This is a genomic window from Burkholderia sp. SR8 (assembly GCF_052851275.1).
The window spans coordinates 1-20,753 of sequence record NZ_JAULUC010000005.1 but is presented as its reverse complement, the minus strand read 5'-3'; the positions used below and the strand labels follow the sequence as shown (position 1 = coordinate 20,753).

The window sequence follows — 20,753 nt, the reverse complement described above, 5'->3', positions numbered from 1 at the left end:
CGTGCCGGAAGGTCGGGATCGATGCGGATCGACAAATTCCTGCCAAGGGCCCGACGTGTTGAATAGTTATGTTGAAACGAATTTGAGGGGATGATGAAGACTTCCATTATTACTGGCATCACGGGCCAGGACGGCGCCTATCTCGCGCAGATTTTGCTCGAAAAAGGCTATACCGTTTACGGCACCTATCGCCGCACCAGCTCGGTGAACTTCTGGCGCATCGAAGAACTCGGCATTGCCAAGCATCCGAACCTTCATCTGATCGAGTACGATCTGACCGATCTGTCGGCGAGCATCCGCCTGCTGCAGACGACGGGCGCGACGGAGGTCTACAACCTCGCCGCGCAAAGCTTCGTCGGCGTGTCGTTCGATCAGCCGGTCACCACCGCTGAAATCACCGGTATCGGTCCGCTGAACCTGCTCGAAGCGATCCGCATCGTCAACCCGAAGATCCGCTTTTACCAGGCGAGCACGTCCGAAATGTTCGGCAAGGTGCAGGCGATTCCGCAGATCGAATCGACGCCGTTCTACCCGCGCAGCCCGTATGGCGTGGCGAAGCTGTATGCGCACTGGATCACGGTGAACTATCGCGAGAGCTACGACATCTTCGGCTGCAGCGGGATCCTGTTCAATCACGAGTCGCCGCTGCGCGGCCGCGAATTCGTCACGCGCAAGATCACCGACTCCGTCGCGAAGATCAAGCTCGGTCAGCTCGACGTGCTCGAACTGGGCAACATGGATGCGAAGCGCGACTGGGGCTTCGCGAAGGAATATGTCGAAGGCATGTGGCGCATGCTGCAGGCCGACGAGCCGGACACCTTCGTGCTCGCCACGAACCGGACCGAGACCGTGCGCGATTTCGTCCGCATGGCGTTCAAGGCAACCGGTGTCGAGCTCGAATTCAAGGGCAGCGACGTGAATGAAACCGCCGTCGATGTCGCGACCGGCAAGACGGTGGTTCGCGTCAATCCGAAGTTCCATCGCCCGGCTGAAGTCGATCTGCTGATCGGCAATCCCGAGAAGGCGAAGCAGAAGCTCGGCTGGGAGCCGAAGACGACGCTCGAGGAGCTGTGCGCGATGATGGTCGAAGCGGATTTGCGTCGCAATGAACGCGGCTTCTCGTTCTGACGCCCCGCGCGCCCTGGTGACGGGGCTCGGCGGCTTCACCGGCGACTATCTGGCGCAGTCGCTCCGGGCGGCCGGCTATCGCGTGTTCGGTACCGCGCACGGTGCCGAAGCCACGGGATCCGACATGTATCGGGTTGACCTGTGCGATCGCGCGGCATTGGCGCAAGTCGTCGCCGACGTGCAGCCGGACGTGGTCGCGCACCTCGCCGCGATCGCGTTCGTCGCACATGGGGACGCCGACGCGATGTATCGCACCAACGTGGTCGGCACGCGCAATCTGCTGGAGGCGCTCGCGACCCTGGAGAATCGCCCGAAGGCGGTCCTGCTGGCGAGCAGTGCCAACATCTACGGTAACGCGGCGGTCGAGGTCATCGACGAGTCGGTCGAGCCGAATCCCGCGAACGATTATGCGGTCAGCAAGCTGGCGATGGAGTACATGTCGCGCCTGTGGCACGACAAGTTGCCGATCGTCGTCGCGCGTCCGTTCAACTACACGGGCGTCGGGCAGTCGCCGCAGTTTCTGCTGCCGAAGATCGTCAGTCATTTTCAGCGTGGCGAACGCGTGATCGAGCTCGGCAATATCGACGTCGAGCGGGATTTTTCCGACGTACGCCGCGTGGTGGAGGCGTACCGGCGCCTGCTGCAGCTGGCGCCAGCCGGCGGCGTGTTCAACGTCTGTTCGGGCCGGGCCGTATCGCTGAAAGCGGTGATCGCGATGATGGAACAGATCGCCGGCTACACGATCGAGGTGCGCGTCAATCCGGCATTCGTACGAGCGAACGAAGTGCGTCGATTGCAGGGTGACGGTGCGCGCTTGCAGGCCGCCGTCGGGCCGCTCGAGGACATTCCGCTGGAAAGCACGCTGCGCTGGATGTTCAGCGGAGGGCGTGGGTGAAAGTCGGATTCGGTACGACCGCCCTTGCGCGAAGCAGCGCGCATGGCGGCGTTGACGGCATCGGGTCGTATACGCGTGAGCTGGGGCGGGCGCTGCTGGCCCGCAGCGGGATCGACCTGGTTCCCGCCGGCTTCGGCGCGGTCGTCGGCAACGATGCGTTTCCGGGCGCCCGGCCGCCGGTGAATCTCGGTCGGCACGAGATCGCGACGGTGCTGGGCGCCGTCACGCCGTGGTCTTGGGTCGACGGGCAAGCGTTGCGCGCGGAGCGCGTGGACATATTCCATGCGACGGATCACCTGATTCCGAAGCTGTCCGGCATCCCCGTGATCGCGACGCTGATGGACGCCATCCCGTTGTCGCATCCGGAATGGACGACGATCCGGCTGGCTGCGTTGCGCCGCTGGCTGCTGCGTCGCTCAGGTCACTGGGCCGACCATGTGATCACGATCTCCGATTACTCGAAGCGGGAAATCGTCGAGCATTTCGGCATCGCGCCCGACCGGATCTCTGTCGTTCCGCTGGGCGTGCATCCGCGCTTTTTCGAACGAATCGATCCGGCCGAGCGGGCCGCGGTGCTGAAGCGGCTCGGTCTGCCCGAGCAATTCTTCCTGTGCGTCGGCACGCTGCAGCCGCGAAAGAATCTCGAGCGGGTGGTCGACGCCCATGCTAGCCTGCCGGCCGCGCTGCGCCGTGACGTGCCGCTGGTGATCGTCGGTCGGGCCGGGTGGGGATGCGAGCAGCTCGTGGCGCGCTTGAGTGCTGACCAGGGAGGTAGCGTTCGGTGGCTACAGTACCTCCCCGACCATGACGTGCGCGCGCTGATGCAGTCCGGCAGCGCGCTCGTGTTCGCGTCGCTGTGCGAGGGTTTTGGGCTGCCGGTCGTCGAGGCCTTTGCTTCGGGGCTCCCGGTGGTCGCGTCCAACACGACGTCCGTTCCCGAGGTCGCAGGGGATGCGGCTATCCTGATCGATCCCGCCAGCGTTGGCGAAATCGCCGACGGGATGCGACTGATCGTCGAGCAGCCGGGCAAGGTCAATGCATTGCGCGCGGCCGGACTGGCACGCGCACGCGCGCTGAACTGGCCAGCCTGTGCGGATCAGACTGTTGCTGTCTACGACGCCGTCCTGCGCGGTACGTGTGGTTCATGACTCAATTCGCTGCTAGGAGCACCGTGTGAAGTTGGGGGTGGACATCACCTGGATGGTGGGCAACTATCGCGGGATGGGGCGGTTCGCGCGACAACTGGTGGAGCCGGTTGGCGCGTCGGTGCTCGGTCTCGGGCCAGACGGCGTGCGCGCAGACGAATGGCCATGCGTCAGTGGCGGCCACGGCTTCTTCCCGTGGTGGGAGCAGGTGGAGTTGCCGCGCCTGTGCCGTGAGCAAAAGCTCGACTATCTGCTGTGCCCGTACAATACGGGGCCGTTGCGGTCCACGGGGAATACGCGGGTGATTGCGGTCGTCCATGACCTGATCTACATGAAGCCGTGGAATGTGCTGCCGCCGGCGCAATCGCTGTACCAGACGCTCGGGCGTGTCTACCGCCGGCATGTGGTGCCGCGGCTCGTGCGCCGGGCCGACACCGTGCTGACCATCTCGCGGTATTCCCAGCGCGAGCTGATGGACCGGTTCGGGCTGCAGGAAACGGACGTCCCCGTCATTCCGTGCATGATTTCGGATGACTGGTTCGCACCGCCATTGAGTCAGGCGGCGCGCCAGCCGGTTTTGTTCACGGTGGCGGGCGAGGCGCCGAGCAAAAACGTCGATCGCCTGCTGCAGGCCTTCGCGCTGGCACGGCCCGCGCTGGGCGACGACGCGCGGCTCAGGATCGCAGGAATCAAGGCTGACCATCACGCGCATTTTGTCGAGCGGGCACACGCGCTTGGGCTCGAGGGTGTCGTCGAACTGCTCGGCTACGTATCGCGAGCGGAACTGCGCGAACAGTACCGGCAGGCTCGCGCCTTCATCTTCGCATCGTTGTTCGAGGGGTTTGGGATTCCGTTGCTGGAAGCGATGGCGTCCGGCACGCCTGTCGCGTGCAGCAACACGACGTCGATGCCGGAGATTGCGGGAGATTGCGGCCTGCAATTCGATCCGTGCTCGGTTGACGACATGGCGGAGCAGATACGCCGAGTATGGGACGATAGCACCCGATTCGACGTGGCGACCGGCGCCGGCATGGACCGCGCGCGCACCTTTTCGGCCTCCTCGGTGCGTCCTTCGATCGAGGCTTTCTGGGCGCGCCTGTCATGAACCCGGTCAAGAAGAAACTGCTGGTGCTGACCCCCCGGTTCCCGTATCCGGTGATCGGCGGCGACAAGTTGCGGATCTATCACCTCTGCAGGGTGCTCTCGCGCCATTACTCGCTGACGCTGCTGAGCCTGTGCGAGTCGCCGGAGGAGCTGCGTGCCGAATTGCCCGACGATGGCGTGTTCGACCGAGTCGAACGGGTTTTTCTGTCCAGAGCGCGCTCGTACGTCAACACGTTACTCGCGCTGCCGACCCGCACGCCGCTGCAAGTGGCGTACTACCGAAGCCGCGCGTTCCAGGCGGCCGTGTCCCGGCTGCTGCCGTCGCACGATGGCGTGTTCGTCCATCTAGTGCGCTGCGCGGAGTATGTGCGCCAGTCCGACAAGCCGCGCATCCTCGAAATGACCGACGCGATTTCGCTCAACTACAGTCGCGTCAAGCAACTCAGGAACGCGCGAGGACTGAAGTCGCGCGTGTTCAGCATCGAGGCGAAGCGTCTGCTGGACTACGAACGCACGATTGTCGACGACTTCGACCTTTCAGTGCTGGTGTCGCAGGCCGATCGCGATTACCTGTTTCCCGGGCAGCCGGACAAGCGCGTGATGGTGTGTTCGAACGGCGTGGATCTGTCCGGACTGCCGTATGCGACGCGAAGCATGGCAAGCCGCTTGCTGGTTTTCATTGGCGACATGCGGACGGTTCAAAACCAGGACATGTGCCATTACTTCGCCGAAGCGGTGCTACCGTTATTGCGCAAGCGCGCGGACTATCGGTTTCGAATCGTCGGATCCATCGCGCCCGCGTTGGCGGAACGATTCCGCGAGTACGACGGTGTCGAGGTGACCGGCCGGGTCGAGTCGGTTGCCCAAGCCGCGGCCGACGGCGCCATCGGCGTGTGTCCGATGCGGATCGGCGCGGGGGTGCAGAACAAGATCCTCGAGTACATGGCGCTCGGGCTGCCGGTCGTGACGACATCGCTCGGGCACGAAGGGCTGGGCGCGACGAGCGGGCAGGATCTGCTGATCGCAGATACGCCGGAGGCGTTCGTCGAGCGAATCGAGTGGCTGGTGGCACACCCGTCGGCGGCGGTGGAAATGGCCGGCCACGCTCGGCAATTCGTCGAGCGGGAGCACGGCTGGGTCGAGATGACGAGGGCGCTGATCGAGCGGGTCGAGGGCGTGTTGGCCGCTGGCTCGGAGCGTTCGACGGGCGGTGGCCGGCCCGTGTGACGAATCAGCTTTCGTGATGCCGGAAGCTGAACTTCTTGTGTCCGATGTAGCTGGAGAACACCGGGACAATCACGCCAACCAAGTGAGCAATGTCCCGGTCATGCCAGTGCAGGCCGATTTTCGGGAACACGTAATAGGCGAGGCCAACGCTGACCCCCCACGTCTGGAGTACCGCGACCAGGTTTACCAGTGTGAAGAAGAAGGCCGAGCGTCCCGTGGACTGGGTGCTTTCCGTGAAGACGAACAGCTTGGCCAGCACGAACGCCGTGATCATGCCAGTCACGTAGGCGGCGACGATCGCGGCCGAGTAGGGCATCCAGAGGTTGTACAGCATCCGGCTGCCCCAGTTGACGGCAGCGGCGAAGCCGCCCGTCAGCAGGAACAGCAAGAACTTTCTTGAGACCAGGCCGCGCTTCGCCGAGGGAGCGATTTCCGTCATACCATCTTTGCCATTTCGCGCGCCAGCCCGATGCTTTCGGAGATGCCGCGATCTTCCGGGTAGTAATACGACGTGTCGGCGACGAGCAGCCCCTGGACCGGTAACTGGATCGGGGGCAGGCGGTCCGCGAAGCCGGGCTCACAGACCGGCTGCGCGAAGCGGTAGCGGCTGGCGCGAACGTCGATGAAGTCATCGGGCGCAATCGCGGGATTGATTTTCATCAGGTACCGCTTCACTTTGTCGATGAAGACCGAATCTTCCTGCTGATACACCGGATGTTCGCCGGGTACGTAGAACGGGACATAGACGACATGCGCGTCGAGTGGGCGCAGGTTCGTATATTCGACGATCCCGGGAATGTCCATCTCCGGATCGTTGGTGTTAAGCCAGAAGTTCTCGGTGACCGGCTTGCGCAGCTTGGCGATCACGCAGACGACGGCGACGTTCTTCACGCTCGCGAACTTTTCCAGGATGTCCTGCGGGAGATCGGGCATCACGCGCGGCACGTAGGGCAGCGGAATGGTGCTGATGACCTTGTCGAACGCATGCGACTGGCCTCCCGCCTCAATGCCGGCGACCTTGCCGTTTTCGATCAGGACCTTGCTGACGGGTGTGCCGAGCTTGAATTCCCCGCCGTTCGCTTCGATATAGCGGCGCATGCCTTCGAGCAGGGTGTCCGAGCCACCATCGAGGTAGCCGAGCTTTTCCTTGAAGAGGTTGTAGCGCGACCGGCCGATCCGGCGTACGCGGCTCCAGATCCACGCCGCGGACAGACTGCGCGCATGGTCGTAGAACTTATAGTCGAACAGACGGCGCCACAGCACCTCCCACGCTTCGTCACCTACCCAGCGACGAATCCATCCTGTCGCCTCGAGCTTGTCTAGCGGCTTCCAGTCGTCGCGGCGCGTACAGAGAAACGCGTGCAATCCGTAGCGTATCTTCGCGGTCAGCCCGAGTCCCTTGAACTTCAACAGTGCGACCGGGTTGCCCCAGGGCTGCACGCGGTTCTGGTAGAAGTACCCCATCTTCGTCTCGCGCCAGTGCATCTTGTCTTCGAGACCGAGCTCCTGCAGTACCTGCAGGAACGCGTGATCTGAAATGGCGTGGAAGTGATAGTAGCGTTCGATCGAGAGGCCGCCGAAATCGAAGCATGCGGCCATGCCACCGACGCGATCGTCTGCCTCGAAGACGACAGGCTTTCGCCCGTCCTTGACGAGCTGATAGGCGACACCGAGCCCCATGGGGCCGGCACCGAGGACGGCAATACGGTCTGCGCTCATGACTTTAGAACTCTAGTGCGATATGGCTATAGGTGGGGTCGTTGAAGGTTTCGATCATGGCTTGGTCCAGCGGCGTGGCCTGGATGCCGAAAATGCCTTCCCAATCAATCACCTCGAACTCGTCGCCGGCGGTGAGCGCTTTCAACTGGTCCGCGGTGAACGGCGGATTGCTGTCGAACAGCGCATAAACCTTGAGCAGCACGTAGAACAGGCTGTACGGAATCCTGACGATCGCGCAGTGTGCGTGCGTCGCGCGCTTGATCTGGCGGATCAGATCGATGTAGTCCACGCGCTCGAGCCCCGTAATGTTGAATGCCTGACCGGATTTCCCGGAACGGATGCAACTGACGATCACATTGCAGAAATCGCCGACGTAGAGCGGCTGCCGCATGTAGCGGCCGCTGCCCGGAATCGGGAACACCGGTACGCGGTGCATGAAGCGCGACAACCAGCCGAGGTGTTTGCGGTCGAACCAGCCGAACATCAGCGTTGGACGCAGGATGACGCAATTGATGCCCGACGCGGCGACGATCTCTTCCTGTTCGCGTTTTGTTTCCGTGTACCAGTCGTCCCCCACGGAATTGACCACCGACGAACTGATGTGCACCGTATGAGGAATCGCGTAGCGCTTGATCACCTCGAGCACGTGCTTCGTCGAGGTGATGTTGTTGCGCACGAATGGCTCGCGGGTCGGTGCGCCGATCTGGGCCTGCAGCATGACGACCGTGTCCGCGTGTTCGAAATGCCTTTCCCAGTCGCCGGGCTCGGCAAGATCGGCGAACACGGCGGTGACGTCCGGATGCACCTGGCGCAGCACGTTCAAGTTGGCTTCGTGCTTGTCCAGGACGACGATGTTCGAGTAGCCGTGCTGTTTCAGCCGGGCAACGAGGTTCTGACCGACCAGGCCTGCGCCGCCAGGAAGGACGATACGGGTTTGATTCATGATTTCAGGTGTCTGCATGAAAGGGGGCGGGCGCGTCGCGATCGTCACAGGGACAGGCGCTTGAAGACGAATTGCGGTATCGAACGGATGATCAACATGATCAGCGACCAGAAGCACGGCGTATACAGCACGTTCTTCTTCTTCTCGATGGCTCGGGTGATGTCCTTCGCGACCTTGTCGGGCGACGCGACGAGCGGGCCGGGCAGGGGCAGTCCTGCCGTCATCGCGGTAGCCACGAAACCGGGCTTGATCGTGACGAGGTGTACGCCGGCCTTGTAGAGCCGCGCGCGCAACCCTTCGCAGAACGTGGCCAGCGCGGCTTTTGCGCTGCCGTACAGATAGTTGGACGGCCGACCCCGGTCGCCGGCGACTGAGCCGATTACCCCGATCGCGCCGCCTCGCGCGGCCTCAAGCATGTTTGCCACTGCGGTCAGCAACGCAATCACCGAGGTCGCGTTCGTATTGAATTCCCGCACGGCAACGGCAGGATCGGCCTGACACTGAGTCTGGTCGGGTAGCGTGCCCGGTGCGATCAGGACGATGTCGGGCGCTCCACCGAACGTACGCCGGTAGCCGTCGAGCATGGCAGCGTGCTGCCCCAATTCGTCGATGTTCAACGTGTGCGTGGCCGCGAGCGCCGCGCCACGCGCTTGCAGGTCATCCGCCACTTGCTGCAGACGATCCGCGTTGCGCGCGACCAGGAACAGCCGGGCGCCCTCGCTGGCCCAGATCCGTGCGCAGGACATCGCAATGCCTGAGGTCGCACCTACTATCAGAATATTTTTCGGCATGGTCATGTACGGGTGACGCGATCCCAAAAACGGGAAAGAAGCGCGGGATCGCGCAGGGTTTCGACTCGCTCCCAGTCCGGATAGGCCGTCCGGAAGTCCTGGCCCGCCATATGGGCATCCTTTGCCGGATAGATTCTTCCAGTGGCCTCGCGGACGATGCTATCGAGAACGGCAAACAGCCGTCGGTTCGGCTCGTCTCGCTGCGGGAAGTCGAGCGCGAGCGATGTGCCCTCCATCGGGAACGACAGTAGGCCGGGCGACTGGACGTCCCCGCAACGCTTCAGCACGGCCAGAAACGACCCGGTTCCGCTGTCGGCGATCGCGCGCAGCATATCGCGCGTGGCATCGCGGGCAACCGCACGCGGCACGACGCATTGATATTGCTGGAAGCCGCGGCGGCCGTAGATGCGGTTCCACTCGAGCAGTCCGTCCAGCGGATAGAAGTACTGGTCATAGCTGGCGGTGGAGCGGACTTCGCGGGTGTGCTGGCGGTGATAATACAGGCCGTTGAACGTGCGCAGGGTCGCCTTGTTGAAAATCGGCACCGGAAAGGTGAACGGCACCGTCCGTTTTCCGCGTCGGTCCACCTCGAGCGGTCCTTCGTGTGCATGGTCGCCGACCATGAAGATGCCGCGCCCGAGCTGCTCGCCCCGGCTCAGGCAATCCACCCAGGCGACGCTATATTCATGCACGGGATCGTAGGCCTCAGACAGCTCGAAGAACTCGTCCAGGTTGCCGAAGCGAATGCTGGTCACGTCGATTCGGCTCGACCGAACCGGCATCAGCTGGATCTCGGCCCACTGGATCAATCCCGTCAGGCCCAGGCCGCCGATCGTCGCGGCATAGAGTTCCGCATTCGTGTCCGCGGCGCATTCGAGCATGGTGCCGTCGCTGCGGGCCAGCATGAAACGGCGTACATGGCGACCGAACGTGCCGCGTACGTGGTGGTTCTTGCCATGGACGTCGTTCGCGATGGCGCCGCCGAGCGTCGCGTATTTGGTTCCGGGCGTGACGGGCAGCATCCAGCCGCGCGGTATCGCGACTTCCAGAATCTGTTCCAGCGTGACGCCGGGTTCCGCACGCAATACGCCCGTTTCCCAGTCTGCGGCGATCAGGCGGTCCAGCGTTCGGGTCCGAAGCACGTGGCCGGAAGCAGCCAGGCAACTGTCGCCATAGCTTCTGCCGTTGCCGAACGCAAGCGTGGTTCCGTGTGCGCCGATGACGTTCGCCCAAGTTCCGCGCAGGTCGTTGCGCCATGCGATGTCGTGCGGGGTTTGCGGTTGGGCGGGATAGCGTCCCCATGAAAGAACCGTGCGCATCGTTCAGATGGCCGCCCAGAAGACCAGACCACACAGTCCGATCACGACGAGGCTTACCCGGTCGCGGACGGCGAAGATGATGGGATCGTCGTGCATGTGGCCGCGATGCGCGAGGATCCATGTGCGACTGATCCAATAGAGCAGAAGCGGGCAGGCCAGCCAAATGATTTGAGGATGGCTGTACAAGTGCGCGGTTCTCGGATCCTGGATATACATCGCCAGCACCAGCACCGACAGATAGCCCGACGCGCTCCCCAGCGACGAAACCAGTTCGAGATCACTCGCGACGTAGCCGCGTCCGCGCGACTGGGTCAGCCCGCGTTTCTTCATCGAGAGCAGTTCCGCGTAGCGCTTGACGAGGGCAAGGCTGAGGAAGATGAACATCGAGAAGGCCAGCAGCCAGAACGTCAGATGCGTCGCGATTGCGGTGGTGCCCGCAACGATACGTACCGTATACAGCAGCGCGAGCACGACGACGTCGATCATCACTAGGCGCTTCAGCACCGTCGAGTAGGCGAGCGTCAGCGCGTAGTAGCCGAGGAGCACGATCGAGAACCGCCACGGTAGCGCGGTGAACGCCAGCGCGAAAGCACCGGCGAGCAGGATGGGAAATGCGGCCAGCCCCCACACAAGCGGCAGTGCGCCGGACGCAAGCGGTCGTCGGCATTTGGTCGGATGGTGTCGGTCGTCTTCGAGATCGAGCAGATCGTTCAGCAGATAGACGCTCGACGCGCAGAGGCCGAAGGCCACGAATGCCAGAACGGCATTGGCGATCAGATGAAGCGAACCGAGCAAGTGCCCAGCAAGCAGCGGCAGAAAGATCAGCAGGTTTTTCAGCCATTGATGCATGCGCAGCGATCGGGCCCACGTTTTCAGCGCCGGCGGGCGCGATTCGAATACGCGCTCGACGTTGCCTGCCTTCTCGGCCGCCCGCCTGACTGCGGCCGGGGCATTGACGACGTAGGCGCGCTCGGCCGCCTGCTAGACGGGAAGATCGTCTCGCGAGTTGCCGGCATAGTCGAAACCACGCTCGCCGAAGCGCGCTACGAGCCGATCCCTTTTCCGATGCGCGGACAGGTTGATCTGCTCGTTGGTCGCCACGACTTCGTCGAACAATTCGAGATGCCGGGCGATCGCGTGCGCATACTTTTCGTGGCTCGCGGTGGCGAGTACGATCGAGCGCCCGCTCGCGCGTTCGTCCTTGAGCCAGTCGACGATTTGCGGGTCGAACGGCAGTACGCTGACGTCAAGATCGGTCTCGGCGGCCAGCTGCGACTTGAGCACGGGCTTCCCGCCCCGGATCAGCCATGTGAGCGGAGTGAAGCAACGAAACGGCGAAGCCTTGAGGTAACAGAACCCTGATTCGATCAGGACGTCGGAACGAAGCAGGGTTCCATCGAGGTCGACAACGAGCGGTCTGATCATAGGTAGGTGCTGCTAGTGGCGCATCGAATCAGACAGTATGAGTAGACGGGCGGAAGTACTTTCGACATCACCTTAATGTACCAGGCCGAGTCCGTATAGCGAGACACCCAGCGTTCGAGGGTCGTCGGACATACCAAGGGATTTGGGCGATACGACGTCGGGTGCGACGAACCTGATGTCGATCGGACCTTGATTCGCCTGTTCGATCGGGATGCGAATCATTTGCCGCGGCGCGCTCGCATCGAACGTGGCATGGTAGGCCGGCACGTTGTTCACATAGATCGTCAGATGTTGGGCGAAATTCGGGCGAGGCAGGAAGGCTCCGAGATCCAATTGCAGGACGCCGGAAAATTTCTTGCGTACCTTGAGTAGCAGGTGCGCCTCGTGTGCCTGCATCCAGACGAATTGTGATTCCACGGACGACCAGCCGCCATTGAGAACGGATCCGAACATGCCGGGGTTGTGCTCGGCGGAAACGAAGCCAAGGTCGGAGAAGTCGTCGGGATACCTTCGGAGCAGCAGATCGGCTCCTTCGATATCCGTCGGCGTACGATTGCCGGGCAAGAGGTTCGAAACCTCGTACCCTTCGTTGTTTGCGACCTCGCTTTGTGTGCATTGCGCGTCTTTCGTGTAGCTGATATGCCAGTTCTGGTTGACACAAATCAGGTCGCTCCCGGCGCGCTTTGCATAAATCAGGAGCCCCAGGGTCGTTTCCCAGATCTTGGCGGGATTCGGCTTGCTATCCAGATTGAGTACGATTCGCCCCGTTGGCTTCGTCTTCGCGAGGCCGTTGTACACATCAGCTATGCCTGGTTCATTGTAGAAAATTGCGTAGTCCGGCGTATTGTCGATTTTGACTACGGCAACAATGAGGAGGGCGGGTACGGCGATAACCGTCAGGAGTCTAAAAAGTCTTGATGGGCATGCGCGCGTTGCCCAGGCGACGAACAGGCTCGCAGCCAGTGCGGGAACCGAATAGTAGAAGTAACCGATGTATTTTTGATGAAGTTCATCCACTCCAAACTTGGAATAAAAGAGCATGGCTGCCGTCGCCGCGACGAGCGTGGCCAACAAGGCCATGCCGTTGCTCGCGGTGCGGCGCCTGCCGAACATACCGTAGGCGAGAATCGCAACCATGGCGATTACCGCTAAAACGAATGTCGCGGTACTGCCCCAGTATCTCCCCGAGTATCTGATTGTGTCACCGAACGTATTGGCATGATGCTGCCTGCCGAACGAAATATAGCTCGCCACCGGGCCGGGGAAATGGCGGATCGTCTCGATGATGAGGGGAACGAAAAAGAGAAGTAGAACGAAGATGGCTCGGACAACCGTCAGACCATTCGTTTTCCAGTATTCGCGAGCAAAGATATATTGGTCGCGTCCCAATCTGCCGCGTTGAAGATGGTTATAGAGCAGGAGCAGTGCGAAGACGATACCGAGTGTGGAAATGAACGATACATGTCCGTTGATCAGGAATCCAGTGCTCAGCGCCAACGGCAACAGCGTGTCGGTCTTGCCTGATGCAAACCTGGACGCAGCGATCAGCGCGGTTGCGAACGGGAAGAAATAGAGCTCCGGAAACCACATTCCGGCAAAAAACTGAAAATTTTGCTGGGCGACGACGCACACAAATACTGCCATCATCAGACTGGCGCTACGCGTCGAGTCGGCAATTTTTCGGAGCATTCGGAAAATGATGGTGATCCATCCTGCGTTATACAAGATCACGGACACCATTTGCCCGGAGAACGGGGACGGGAGAAGATGTGTCCAGTCGTAGAAGAACAGTTCGCCGAATGCCAGCACGTAGAGAATTGCCGGTCCGGGATGATAAAATCCGACGCGTGAATAATTTCCGACAAATAAATCGAAATGCTTCGCTTTCTGGATCAGAAGACTATTTGCCGCGAAATCAGTTGCTTCCAAATTGTGAGCGTTGATCAGGTGCCAATTGATCAGCAATAGTGTGAGCGCAGCGGCGAGGAAAATAAATAAATCAAGAATGCGGATGAATTTCGGAATGGAATTCTTGATTAATTGGGGCTGTGCGTTTGCGTCCAATATTGATCCCGTTGGTAAGGCCTGTTCTGTGTAACGTCTCGGCGAGCGACTTGTCCAGTGCCGACTTTCGCGGGGTGAGGCGGGCGCTATCATGCAGTAAAAAGCGTGATACTTCAACCTCTTGCATGCGTGTCGAATGTATGGTGCAGCTAAAATTCGGGATAGTGGTGACAAGTGGGGGTGCGACGATCGTCTGCTACCCGAAGGACCGGTGCCGAAGCGCTTTCACGGTATGTGCGAGATCCGACGGTAGGCAGCCGGTATACTTCGGACCTATTTCGCATTCGAGCATCAAGCATTGAATGATTCGCGATCCCGCGCGGTCGCGCACCGAATTCGTGTTTTTCTTCAACCGCATTACCTGGAAACATCACCAATGCATGTCGTGGTAACGGGGGCGAGCGGCTTCGTGGGCCGCGCCCTATGCCGTATCCTGGTCGAGCACGGGCATCGGGTGAGCGGCATCGTTCGCCGCGCCGGCACCGTGCCGGCCGGTGTCGCCGAATGGGTGCATGCCGGCCCGGAGTTCGCTGATATAGAAACCTGTTGGCCGGCCGCGTCCGGTGAGGTCGATTGCGTCGTGCATCTGGCCGCGCGCGTGCATGTGATGAATGACGCGGCCGCGGATCCGGACGCCGCGTTTCGCGCGATGAACGTCGACGGCACGCTGCGTGTTGCCGAAGCCGCGCACCGGCATGGCGTGCGTCGCATCGTGTTTGTCAGCAGCATCAAGGCCGTTGCCGAAACCGACGGTGGCCAGCCGCTGCGCGAAGACAGCCCCGCTCGTCCCGAAGATCCCTACGGGCGCTCGAAGCGTGATGCCGAAGTGCTGCTTCGACAGTTCGGCGATTCCACCGGTCTGGAGACGGTGATCGTTCGGCCGCCGCTGGTCTACGGTCCCGAGGTCCGCGCGAATTTCCTGCGAATGATGGACGCCGTATCACGCGGGGTGCCGCTGCCCCTCGGCTCCGTTGCCGCGCGTCGCAGCATCGTCAGCATCGACAATCTGGCGGACGCGCTGCTGCACTGCACGATCGATCCGCGCGCGGCCCACGAATGTTTCCACGTCGCCGACGATGACGCACCGTCGGTCGCGGGGTTGCTGCGCATGGTCGGCGACGCGCTCGATCGCCCGGCGCGGCTCTTCCCCGTGCCGCTCGCCGCTCTCCGGTTGGCCGGCCGCCTGACCGGCCGCAGCGCGGCCGTCGAGCGTCTGACTGGCAGCCTGCAACTCGATACGAGCCATATCCGCCGCGTCCTCGGCTGGCGACCGCCTCAAACGACCCGAGAGGGTCTCGCGGCGACCGCTGCATGGTATCGTTCGCGCGACACTCAGAACTAGCCAATATGTCCCTCCCGATTTCCACGTGGACCGTCGCGATTGCGCTGGCCATGGCCGCCGCGATCGCATCGACGGTCATCTTGCGCGCGCTGCTCGCCACCGGCCTCGCATGGCGGCTCGCCACCGACATTCCAAACGATCGTTCGCTTCACACGTTGCCGACGCCGCGCGTTGGCGGGTGGGGCATCATGCCGGTGGGTGTCATCGCGCTGCTGGCGCTCGCACCGGGGCTGTGGCTGATCGCAGTCGCTGCGGCGGGGCTTGCCGCGATATCCCAAATCGATGACCGGCGGGGGTTGCCGGCACGTGTGCGATTTTCGGCGCATCTCGTGGCAGTTGTTGCGCTGATCGCGGTTTATCCCGCCGATGCGCCCTGGTGGCTGCTGGCCGGCGTGGGTTTCATGATGGTCTGGCTGACGAACCTGTACAACTTCATGGATGGCGCCGACGGGCTTGCAGGCGGGATGGCCGTGTTCGGCTTTGGCGCCTATGCGGTTGCGGCGCTGGCCGGCGCGCATCCATCCACCGATCTCGCGATAGCCGGTTCCGCGGTCGCAGGCGCTGCGTTCGGCTTTCTTCTGCTGAATTTCCACCCGGCCCGGCTGTTTCTCGGTGATGCCGGCTCGATTCCGCTCGGATTCCTGGCGGGTGCACTCGGCTATTGGGGCTGGCGCACCAACGCATGGCCGATCTGGTTCCCGGCGCTGGTGTTCGCGCCCTTTATCGCCGATGCATCTGTAACACTTTTGAGACGTCTGTTACGTGGCGAAAAGTTCTGGCAGGCGCACCGGGAGCATTATTATCAAAGGATGGTCCGGGCAGGCGTAGGTCACCGCCGGACTGCTCTTTATTGGTACCTCATCATGCTCGCAGGCATAATCGTCGCCGTGTGGGCTAAGGGCCGCCCGGAACTGCAGCAGTGGCTGTCGTTCTTCGCGTGGTACGGCGTCCTGGCATGTATCGGATTGGTGATCGACATGCGTTGGCGCCGGTTTCAGTCGGCCGCCGAAAACAACTCTTGAGGTTTCCCGCCGATGTTGCGATCCAAAGCATCATGGCTTTCGCTGAGCGCTTTCCTGTTTGACCTGACGGCGGTCACCGCCGCGTGGTTATTCGCCTATCTCGTACGCTTCAACGGTAGTGTTCCGCCCGATTTCATGGGCGGTGGCTTGGCCGCGCTCCTCTGGGTACTGCCGGTCTATGCATTGATGTTCCACGTGTTCGGCTTATACCGAGGTCTGTGGGTGTTCGCCAGTCTTCCGGACTTGATGCGGATCTCCAAGGCGGTGATTGGCGGCGGTGTGATTGTGATGATTGGAGCCGTGATGTTCCAGCCGTCGCCAATCATCCCGCGCTCGGTGCTACTTGTGTCCCCGCTGATGCTGTTCCTGGTCATGGGGGGCGCCCGCGCGCTGTACCGCGCGACGAAGGAGTTCTACCTGTACGGCGGACTCGTCGGCCAGGGCAAGCCGGTGCTCGTGCTCGGTGCCGGTACGGCCGGCGCGAGCCTCGCGCGGGAACTGTCGCGGTCGGGCGAATGGCGTCTGGTGGGTCTCCTCGATGACGATCCGACCAAGCAAGGCCGCGAAATCTATGGCTACAAGGTCCTCGGCTCGTTCAATGACCTGAAGCACTGGACCGACGCGCTGAAGGTCGAATACGCGATCATCGCGATCCCGTCGGCATCGGTCGAGACGCAGCGCCGTGTCGCGACGCTATGCGTGCGCGCCGGCATCAAGGCGATGGTGCTGCCGTCGCTCACCGCGCTGATGCCGGGGCAGGGGTTCCTGTCGCAGGTGCGGAACATCGACCTCGAGGACTTGCTGGGCCGCGACGCCGTCACGATCGACACGCCGCACGTCGAGGCGCTGCTGCGCGGCCGTGTCGTGATGGTGACCGGCGCGGGAGGCTCGATCGGTTCGGAGCTGTGCCGGCAGATCCTGCGGTTCAAACCGGCGCAACTGGTCGCGTTCGACCTTTCCGAATATGCGATGTACCGGCTCGCCGAGGAACTGCGCGAGCGTTTCCCCGACCAGCCCGTCGTGCCGATCATCGGCGACGCGAAGGATTCGCTGCTGCTCGACCAGGTGATGTCGCGCTATGCGCCGCATATCGTCTTCCACGCGGCCGCATACAAGCACGTGCCGCTGATGGAGGAGCACAATGCGTGGCAGGCGCTGCGCAACAACGTGTTGGGCACTTATCGTGTCGCGCGCTCCGCTATCCGTCACAACGTACGCCATTTCGTGTTGATCTCGACCGACAAGGCCGTCAATCCGACCAACGTGATGGGCGCGAGCAAGCGGCTTGCCGAAATGGCGTGCCAGGCATTGCAGCAGACGAGCGACGGTACGCAGTTCGAGACGGTGCGCTTCGGCAACGTGCTCGGCAGTGCCGGCAGCGTGATTCCGAAGTTCCAGCAGCAAATTTCGAAGGGCGGGCCGGTGACGGTCACGCACCCCGAGATCACGCGGTTCTTCATGACGATTCCGGAAGCGTCGCAACTCGTGCTGCAGGCGTCGAGCATGGGGCGCGGCGGCGAGATCTTCATCCTGGATATGGGCGAGCCCGTCAAGATCGTCGACCTCGCTCGCGATCTGATCCGTCTCTATGGGTTGTCGGAAGAGCAGATCCGGATCGAGTTCACGGGGCTGCGCCCGGGCGAGAAGCTCTACGAGGAACTGCTCGCGGACGACGAGACGACCACGCGCACGCCGCACCCGAAGCTGCGGATCGCTCGTGCGCGGGAAGTGCCGGATCATCTGCTCGATGAACTGTTGCCGTGGCTGATGCAGCATCGCGTGCTTAGCGACGACGAGGTGCGGCGCGATCTGCGGCGCTGGGTGCCGGAATATCAGACGACCGTCGCCCCGGTGCTGCAAAGCGTGCCGAGACGCGCGGTTGCGAGCGAATGAGCGCGCCGCAATCGGTTGCGGTCGAATAACCAGCGATCGCGGAATCCATGCCGTTCAGGACCGAGCTGAACGGCATTTTAATTGGTGGATTCGGTGCGAATTCAGTCGGCTTGACGCGTGACGTGTCGCGGAAGCGATGCTTTCAGTTGTGCAACATCCGAGGCGCGGCTGCAGGTGGAAATTGCGCCGCCCGACTATCCGATTCGATACATCGGAGTATTTGACTACCGATCGATTCCTTCCTATGTTTTCCTCAAGGTAGCCGTGCGATTGCCGTAAAGAAAAAGGTGAAAAGCCAAATACGAGCTCTACGGTCCATACCAATTCGATGAAAACGGAACAACTTGCCAGGGGAATAGGCGCGGCACTCATGGTGCTCGCGCTTGCGGGCTGCGGCGGCGGCGACGACGACGCGAGTTCGGCGGTGGTCACGGCACAGACCGGTAAATTGTCGGCGCTTCGGGCGACGGGCAACGTGGTGAGCGCCGCGCCGATGAGCGCGACCGCACCGGTCCATGTCGCGCTGGTCCTTAAGCTGAATGATGCAGCTGGGTTGAGCCACTTTCTGCACGAGGCACGAACGCCCGGAAGCGCCAGCTTCGGGGCCGTGCTGACCTCTGCGCAGATTGCCGCACGATATGCACCGACCGCTGAACAGGTCGCCAGCGTGAAGACCTATTTGGGAAGTAAAGGCTTCACGAACATCAAGGTTGCCGACAACAACATGATCGTCGAAGCCGATGCCCCGGCCGGCGTGATATCAGGCGTGTTCCAGACGTCGCTTGCCCCGGTCGCGATGGCGGACGGCACCAGCTCGCATATCAACACGACCCCGGAGACGGTGCCCAACGCGATCAGTGGGGTCGTCCAGGGAGTTCTCGGGCTCGATACCGCGACTCGCCTGCATCCCAATTTCGTGCGTGCTTCCAATGCCGCCGCTGCGCCGACTGTAAATGCGTCGCCCACGACATCCGCAGTCATGGTAGGCCACAATCCGACGGAATTTCCCGGCATCTATTCAGTCGGCAGCGTCCCGACGGCGGCCAATACCACGATCGGCATCATTGCCGTAGGCGACGTGACGCAGCCTGTCATCGACCTGACCACGTTCGAGAGCAACAACCGGTTGCCTGCCGTACCCGTTTCGGTGATCAAGGTCGGAACGCCAAGCTCCGACACGAGCGCAAACATGGAGTGGTCGCTCGATAGCCAGGCCATCGTCGGGATGTCCGGCGGCGTCAAGCAGCTCAATTTCTACGTGGCGCCGTCCTTCTCGTGGAGCGATATGGCGCTGGCGATCAATCGCGCCGTGAGCGACAACACCGCCCGGGTCATCAACATGTCGATCGGCGGTTGCGAGAACTGGGCGCCGACGGCCTCGATCGACACGCTATTCCAACTCGCCGTCGCGCAGGGACAGACGTTCTCGGTCAGTTCCGGGGATTCGGGCAGCGTCGCATATGGCTGCACCGGCACATCGGTGCAATACCCCGCCACTTCGCCCTATGTCGTATCGGTAGGCGGCACGAGCCTTTCTACGAACGGGGATGGAAGCTACGCCGGCGAGACGGCCTGGAGCGACAGCGGCGGCGGCATCAGCGGCATCGAACCGATTCCGTCATGGCAGTCCAACGTACCCGCGCTCAAGGGGCGGGCGTTCCGCGGTCTGCCGGATATTGCGTTCGATGCCGATCCCAACAGCGGTGCACAGATCATCGTCGGCGGACAACTTGTGATGGTTGGCGGCACGAGCCTGTCCGCGCCGCTGTTCAGCGCGACGTGGGCGCGGATTCTGTCGGGGAGTTGCGCGACGAAGCCGGGGTTTGCGGCGCCCACGATCTACAGCGCTCAAGCAACGACCGGATCCATCTTTCGCGACGTCACGTACGGAAGCAATGGCGCATATAGCGCCGGTTCCGGATGGGATTTCGTGACCGGCTGGGGCTCGCCGAACGTGGGCTTGCTGTATTCCACGATATGCGTTCAGACGGCCCCGATCTACGGCGGCGTGATTAACCAAGGAACGACGCTCAAGCCCGGGCAAATCGTGTATTCGGCTTCCAAAAGCCATAAGCTGGCCATGCAGAGTGACGGCAACCTCGTCCTTTACAACGCAACCAATGGTGCTGCGGTGTGGAATTCCGGGACGTACGGAAATACCGGAGCGTATGCCGTCCTCCAGACCGACGGCAACTTCGTGGTCTATGGCCCGAGCGGCAACGCGCTGTGGTTTTCGTCGAGCTACGGCGCGTCCTATAGCCAGTATCTTGCTGTGCAGGACGACGGCAACATGGTGATATACCGATCGTCGTTCCCAATATTTTCCACGTCGACCGCTACGTCGGGATTGGCGAGTTCGTCGAGTGGAGCTGCCGTCTGGAAGGGGGGAGTCGCGATCAGCGCCGGCCAGAGTTTTACGTCAGGCAACGGTGCCAACGTGTTGGTCATGCAGGGCGACGGGAATCTAGTACTGATTCGCCAGGGCGTTCCGGTGTGGAATTCCGGTACCTTCGGACACGCGGGCGCCTATGCGGTGATGCAAGGGGACGGCAATCTCGTCGTCTACAGCGCAGCGGGTGCGCCGCTCTGGAATTCCGGTACCGGTGGCTATCCCGGTGCGGTAACGTATGTTCAGGACGACGGGAACGTCGTGATTTATACGCAACTGGCGCGCTGGAGCACAAATACCGCAGGGATCTAGTGCCTCCCGCTCGTCGCTTCGCGTTTTCGGGTGAC

General features: G+C 62.1%; 15 protein-coding genes and 1 pseudogene. 9 read left to right on the top strand and 7 right to left on the bottom strand.

What is annotated here, in order from left to right; all coding sequences use genetic code 11:
- Positions 1–93: 93 nt before the first annotated feature.
- From gmd to Q3A80_RS07575, 5 genes are read left to right on the top strand one after another with little or no spacing between them, the layout of a single operon-like run.
- Positions 94–1,128, top strand: coding sequence for a GDP-mannose 4,6-dehydratase (gene gmd / locus Q3A80_RS07595; RefSeq protein WP_446328463.1), 1,035 nt, complete (start codon positions 94–96; stop codon positions 1,126–1,128).
- On the top strand, positions 1,106–2,023 hold the full coding sequence (locus Q3A80_RS07590; protein ID WP_446328462.1) for an NAD-dependent epimerase/dehydratase family protein: 918 nt from the start codon (positions 1,106–1,108) through the stop codon (positions 2,021–2,023). Before gmd ends, Q3A80_RS07590 begins: the two co-directional genes overlap by 23 nt.
- Positions 2,020–3,171 carry a glycosyltransferase family 4 protein gene (locus tag Q3A80_RS07585; protein WP_446328461.1) on the top strand — a complete coding sequence of 384 codons (1,152 nt, stop codon included), beginning with the start codon at positions 2,020–2,022 and terminating at the stop codon, positions 3,169–3,171. The genes Q3A80_RS07590 and Q3A80_RS07585 overlap by 4 nt, the downstream gene beginning before the upstream one ends.
- A gap of 37 nt (positions 3,172–3,208) precedes the next feature.
- Positions 3,209–4,273 carry a glycosyltransferase family 4 protein gene (locus Q3A80_RS07580; RefSeq protein WP_446328460.1) on the top strand — a complete coding sequence of 355 codons (1,065 nt, stop codon included), beginning with the start codon at positions 3,209–3,211 and terminating at the stop codon, positions 4,271–4,273.
- Positions 4,270–5,499 carry a glycosyltransferase gene (locus Q3A80_RS07575; RefSeq protein WP_446328459.1) on the top strand — a complete coding sequence of 410 codons (1,230 nt, stop codon included), beginning with the start codon at positions 4,270–4,272 and terminating at the stop codon, positions 5,497–5,499. The genes Q3A80_RS07580 and Q3A80_RS07575 overlap by 4 nt, the downstream gene beginning before the upstream one ends.
- 4 nt (positions 5,500–5,503) lie before the next feature.
- On the opposite strand, the gene Q3A80_RS07570 is transcribed toward Q3A80_RS07575, so the two are convergent.
- From Q3A80_RS07570 to Q3A80_RS07540, 7 genes and pseudogenes are all read right to left on the bottom strand, one after another.
- Entirely contained in the window at positions 5,504–5,938 is a 435-nt protein-coding gene (locus tag Q3A80_RS07570) for a GtrA family protein (RefSeq protein ID WP_446328458.1), read from the bottom strand.
- Positions 5,935–7,218 carry an NAD(P)/FAD-dependent oxidoreductase gene (locus tag Q3A80_RS07565; protein ID WP_446328457.1) on the bottom strand — a complete coding sequence of 428 codons (1,284 nt, stop codon included), beginning with the start codon at positions 7,216–7,218 and terminating at the stop codon, positions 5,935–5,937. The genes Q3A80_RS07570 and Q3A80_RS07565 overlap by 4 nt, the downstream gene beginning before the upstream one ends.
- A 4-nt stretch (positions 7,219–7,222) precedes the next feature.
- Complete coding sequence (locus tag Q3A80_RS07560; RefSeq protein WP_446328456.1) at positions 7,223–8,161, bottom strand: NAD-dependent epimerase/dehydratase family protein; 939 nt, start codon at positions 8,159–8,161, stop codon at positions 7,223–7,225.
- Positions 8,162–8,205: 44 nt separating this feature from the next.
- On the bottom strand, positions 8,206–8,958 hold the full coding sequence (locus tag Q3A80_RS07555) for an SDR family oxidoreductase (protein WP_446328455.1): 753 nt from the start codon (positions 8,956–8,958) through the stop codon (positions 8,206–8,208).
- Positions 8,955–10,271 (bottom strand): FAD-binding oxidoreductase, encoded by a 1,317-nt coding sequence (locus tag Q3A80_RS07550; RefSeq protein WP_446328454.1) that lies wholly within the window; start codon positions 10,269–10,271, stop codon positions 8,955–8,957. Before Q3A80_RS07550 ends, Q3A80_RS07555 begins: the two co-directional genes overlap by 4 nt.
- A gap of 3 nt (positions 10,272–10,274) precedes the next feature.
- Positions 10,275–11,696: pseudogene (locus Q3A80_RS07545) on the bottom strand (UbiA family prenyltransferase).
- A gap of 72 nt (positions 11,697–11,768) precedes the next feature.
- The gene (locus tag Q3A80_RS07540; protein WP_446328453.1) at positions 11,769–13,760 is read right to left on the bottom strand and encodes a hypothetical protein; all 1,992 of its coding nucleotides are present in this window, start codon (positions 13,758–13,760) and stop codon (positions 11,769–11,771) included.
- 376 nt (positions 13,761–14,136) lie between these two features.
- Here Q3A80_RS07540 and Q3A80_RS07535 point away from each other — a divergent pair, with 376 nt between their 5' ends.
- From Q3A80_RS07535 to Q3A80_RS07520, 4 genes are all read left to right on the top strand, one after another.
- Complete coding sequence (locus Q3A80_RS07535; protein ID WP_446328452.1) at positions 14,137–15,102, top strand: UDP-glucose 4-epimerase family protein; 966 nt, start codon at positions 14,137–14,139, stop codon at positions 15,100–15,102.
- A gap of 5 nt (positions 15,103–15,107) precedes the next feature.
- On the top strand, positions 15,108–16,124 hold the full coding sequence (locus Q3A80_RS07530; RefSeq protein WP_446328451.1) for an MraY family glycosyltransferase: 1,017 nt from the start codon (positions 15,108–15,110) through the stop codon (positions 16,122–16,124).
- A 12-nt stretch (positions 16,125–16,136) separates the two neighbouring features.
- Entirely contained in the window at positions 16,137–18,017 is a 1,881-nt protein-coding gene (locus Q3A80_RS07525; protein WP_446328450.1) for a polysaccharide biosynthesis protein, read from the top strand.
- A 328-nt stretch (positions 18,018–18,345) separates the two neighbouring features.
- Positions 18,346–20,718, top strand: a complete 2,373-nt coding sequence (locus Q3A80_RS07520) for a protease pro-enzyme activation domain-containing protein (RefSeq protein WP_446328449.1) — start codon at positions 18,346–18,348, stop codon at positions 20,716–20,718.
- Positions 20,719–20,753 lie beyond the last annotated feature (35 nt).